Source organism: Criibacterium bergeronii (genome assembly GCF_001693775.2).
In the GTDB taxonomy this organism is placed as follows: Bacteria; Bacillota; Clostridia; order Peptostreptococcales; family Filifactoraceae; genus Peptoanaerobacter; species Peptoanaerobacter bergeronii.
Window position 1 is genome coordinate 1 of the sequence record NZ_MBEW02000050.1, and the last position, 4,490, is coordinate 4,490.

5 protein-coding genes are annotated in these 4,490 nt (G+C 34.5%); all 5 read right to left on the reverse strand.

Going from position 1 to position 4,490, the window contains the following annotated elements:
• A partial coding sequence (locus tag BBG48_RS10465) for a Na/Pi cotransporter family protein (RefSeq protein WP_199560409.1) occupies nt 1–569 on the reverse strand: 569 nt, incomplete at its 3' end.
• Between the two features lie 252 nt (nt 570–821).
• Nucleotides 822–2,156 (reverse strand): sensor domain-containing diguanylate cyclase, encoded by a 1,335-nt coding sequence (locus BBG48_RS10470; RefSeq protein WP_094754343.1) that lies wholly within the window; start codon nt 2,154–2,156, stop codon nt 822–824.
• Nucleotides 2,157–2,340: 184 nt separating this feature from the next.
• A complete protein-coding gene (locus BBG48_RS11625) occupies nt 2,341–2,412 on the reverse strand; it encodes an iron hydrogenase small subunit (protein ID WP_369122515.1) in 72 nt (23 codons plus the stop codon).
• Between the two features lie 14 nt (nt 2,413–2,426).
• The gene (locus BBG48_RS10480; protein ID WP_330410386.1) at nt 2,427–2,648 is read right to left on the reverse strand and encodes a [Fe-Fe] hydrogenase large subunit C-terminal domain-containing protein; all 222 of its coding nucleotides are present in this window, start codon (nt 2,646–2,648) and stop codon (nt 2,427–2,429) included.
• A gap of 82 nt (nt 2,649–2,730) precedes the next feature.
• The coding region (locus BBG48_RS10485) for an elongation factor G (protein ID WP_147292851.1) at nt 2,731–4,490 on the reverse strand (1,760 nt) is incomplete at its 5' end.

Here is a 4,490-nt window from a genome sequence, read left to right on the forward strand (position 1 = left end):
GATGATTGAATTATGCCTGTAATTGTAACCCCTGCCAAAATGCCTAGTATTGGATTGTGCAGCTTGGTTATTAAATCTATAAATACCTGCGACTCTCTAAGCGGTTTCATTGAGTCTGACATTATGTTCATGCCCATGAATAATATTCCAAGTCCAAGTAATGCTGTACCGATGAATTTTACTCTTTGCTTGCCCTTTACAAAGTTTGCCATTATAAAGCCTGCAAATGCAAAAAGCGGTGCAATTTTTACTATATCCAGTGCTACCAGTTGCCCTGTAACTGTAGTACCTATGTTAGCACCCATTATAACCCCTACTGCCTGTCCAAGTGTCATTAGGTTTGCATTTACAAATCCGACTACCATAACAGTAGTAGCCGATGATGATTGGATAACAGCCGTAACTATTGTTCCGATAAGCACTCCACTAAGTCTATTAGAGGTAAAACGCTCAATAATCTTTTGCATTTTGTTACCTGCTGCCAGCTCAAGACCTTGAGACATCAAATTCATTCCATATAGAAATAGAACCAGTCCTCCTAACAGCCCTATCAAATAGGACAACTCCATAAAAAGCTCCTTTGTTATTTCAAAAACTTATACTAACTAACATATTTAATGGGTCTATTAAGTAATTAATGTGAATACTCTCAATAATTTACTCAATACCCTTGGGTATTATAAAACATCTACAACTTATTATCAACAAAAATTTTATCTTTGATTTACATATAATTTATAATAAAAACTGCTCTGAACATTAATTCAGAGCAGTTTAGTTGTTAGTGTTTATTAAATTGTGGTTTAATATTTACAAAAATTTTATTCTTTTAGGATGACGTACTTATCTCTTCCGCCATTTTTTGCCATATACAAGCCGTTGTCAGCTCTTTTGTAAAATGTATCAAAATTGTCTGTACTTTTTATAGCTGTCAAGCCGCAGCTTATGGTGACTTTAAAATCTTTGTCTACGTCATAAAATCTCAATCGTCTGATTTTGTTTATGATATTTTTTATTAAATTCTCTGCGTCAGCCAACTTTAGATAAATTATTGCAAAAAATTCTTCTCCACCTACTCTAGCAAATAGTCCGGCGTTACCTATAGCGTCATTAATTGTAGTTGCAACTGCAATTATTACTTTATCTCCTACATCGTGTCCGTATGTGTCATTTACAGACTTAAAAAAGTCAATGTCACATAATGCCGCACTATACCCTGTCAATATGCCGTCTTTTAGGAATTCATTTGCCTGATATATTAGATATCTACGATTAGGTACATTGGTGAGTGTATCATAGTTCGCCATTTTAAACAGCTTATCCTGATATTTTTTATCTTTTGTTATGTCTTTTATTACACCGTAGCAGCCTGTGTATTTATTTTCAACTATTGATGCCTTCATACTAAATTCTATATATCTTTTATCGTCATCATTTCCATCGTATTCTACTACGAAGTCAATTACCCCGTCTTTAATCATATTTTTAAAGTCTCTAATTATTTTATCCATGTCCAGCTTATATTTGTCATTTACAAAAAGAGATTTCGGGTCATCGTAATCAAGCTTTATGCCTAGTATTTCTTCTGCTTTTTCATTATATCTCAAAAGCCTATGACTTTTTAAAACCTCAATTGCTGTTTTATTGTCGTCTAACAAATCGGCATCTACCGGTTCTGGCACTGTCTCTATAAAATAGCCATTGACGCCCATTTTAAAAAACATATTTATCTGTCTATTAACAAATGTCAGTTCTCTTTGTGCATTTCTTGACTCAGTTACATCATAGCCCATAGCAATAAGTGCTATGACCTCTTCATCCTTGTCAAATATTGGTTTGATTTTAAATTCTATGATTTTGATTATTCCCTCATTGTCGGGGTATCTTGCCTCAAATTTTACATCGTCGCCATGAAATATCAGCTCAAGAGAAAACATTATCTGATTTTGCAATTCAGGGTCATCTCCCCAAACTGGCAACTCCCAATAAGGAATATCTTGGAAGTCATAATCATCACCGCAGCCTACCAAATCCTTTAGGGCTTTGTTTACTTTTTTTATTGTCATTTGATTGTCCAATATAGCTATGAATTGGTCTGTGCTATCAAAGGAAAATCTTAACAACAACTCCTCATTATTGAAAATATTATCTTCCAATTATCTTCCTCTTTCACTCATTGAACGGCATAAATATAATTGTTTACACTTCTACAGAATTTTATTTTAAAATGCTTATGGTTATATTATTTTACCACAAAAATTGAGTAAAATAAATCACTTAATATTAATTTTATAAATATTAAGTGATTGTATTGGGAAAAATTAATTTTTTAGTGAATATTTAAATTTTTTCTCTTGGTGTGTATGTGGTATGAAGTAGCTGGTGAGCCTTTTTGCCATAAGGTTCGCCCAAAAATTCATAGATGCCTATATTACACCTCCTGTTGTGCCAAATATTACTCCTGCTCCTGTGGACTCTCCCATCAAGCTGTCAAACTCTGAGTCTTCAAGGTTGGCATAGTCTATACCAAACATTTTAATCATTCTGCCAAGTTCTCTAGTAGATAACACTATGTCCACATCTGCAAAGTCATTATCTCTTAGCTCAGGTCTTTTTATTTCTTCTTTTTTTGCAACGCATGGCATTATTGATACTACTACGCTTTATACTGCATTGCTTTGCTCCTTTATAACATTGATAATATCATATTGAAGATATTATAATTATTTGCTATTCAGTTTTGCTACTTTCCTTATGTGCATCGCTTATGATTTTTTCTGCCAATTGGCTAGGTACTTCTTCATAGCCGTTGAATTCCATTTCAAAGTATCCTTGACCTTGAGTAAGTGCTTTTAGGTCTATTGCGTATTTAAATATTTCAACCTCCGGTGCTTGAGCCTTTATAATTTGCTTGCCCTGCTTGTACGCCTCCATGCCAAGGACTCTGCCACGTTTTCTGTTTATGTCACCTATTACATCGCCCATGTATTCGTCAGGTACTATGATAGTTAAATCCATAATTGGTTCAAGTAGGATTGGGTGAGCCTCTTCTATACCTTTTTTGTATGCCAAATTTGCTGCAATCTTAAATGCCATTTCTGATGAGTCAACATCGTGGTATGAACCATCATACAAGGTAGCCTTTAGGTTAGTCATAGGATATCCGGCAAGTACACCTTTTTCCATAGACTCAATAAGTCCTTTTTCTACAGCTGGTACATAGGATTTTGGTACACTGCCGCCAAATAATTCTTCAGTAAATTCAAATTTTTTGTCTGAAGGCTCAAATCTGATTTTAACGTCACCGTATTGTCCATGTCCGCCGGATTGTTTTTTATGCTTGCCTTGCACGTCAGATTTTCCCTTTATAGTTTCTCTGTAAGGTACTTTAAGGTCTTCTATTTTTACATCTACGCCAAATTTTTCTTTTAGTTTGTCTTTAATAGAGTTTATATGGATATCCCCTTGTACTCCAACAACTGTTTGCTTGGTTTCAGGATTTCTTTCCCATGTAAAGGACTGGTCTTCGTCCATAAGTCTGTTGAGCCCCTGAAGAATTTTTTCGTCATCGCCTTTATTAAGTGGCTCTATAGCAACTAGCATCTGTGGTTTAGGAAATTTTGGCAGCTCCTGTGTCTTTGCATCTAATTTTTCTGCTAAGGTATCTCCTGTCAAAGATGTCTGAAGTTTTGTAATCGCTACTATATCTCCTGCATTAGCTAGCTCAGTTTCTTCCAGTCCATTATTTGTAACTGTATAAATTTTTCCTATTTTTTCTTTGGTTCTCTTATTTAAGTTATTAACCTCCATGTCCGGTCTTAATGAACCTTGGATAACTTTTAAATAAGATACTCTGCCAACAAATGAGTCAATTAAAGTCTTAAATATTTGACCTTCAAATTCTTTTTTATCTATTGTCATCTTGTCAAGCGGTGATGGCAAAAAGTCTGCAATCATATCCAACAATGTATGGATGCCTATACTTTTAGCAGTAGAGCCACAAAGCACCGGTATTATATCACCACTTATTACACCTTTTCTAAGACCTCTATGGATTTCCTGCTGAGTAAATGTTTCTCCGTTAAAGTATTTTTCTAACAAATCTTCATCAGACTCTGCTACAGCCTCCATCAACATCGCTCTTACAGGTTCTAATTCATCGTTTATATCATCAGGCATATCAACTATATCGCAGTTTTTTCCATTATATTTCTTTGCAAATAAATCTACTACGTTTATGTAGCCCTTAAAACTATCTCCCTTGCCCCAAGGAATATGGAAAGGTGCAATTTTCTTGCCATATCTTTGTTTTAATTCGTCTAAAACTTTGTAATAATCAGCTTTTTCAGAGTCTATCTTGTTTACGAAAATAAATCTTGGTAAATTATTGTCATCTGCAAACTCCAAAGCCTTGTCAGTACCTACCTGTAATGATGTAGTAGAGTCTGCAACTATAATTACAGATGCCACTGCAAGCAAGGATGATATTA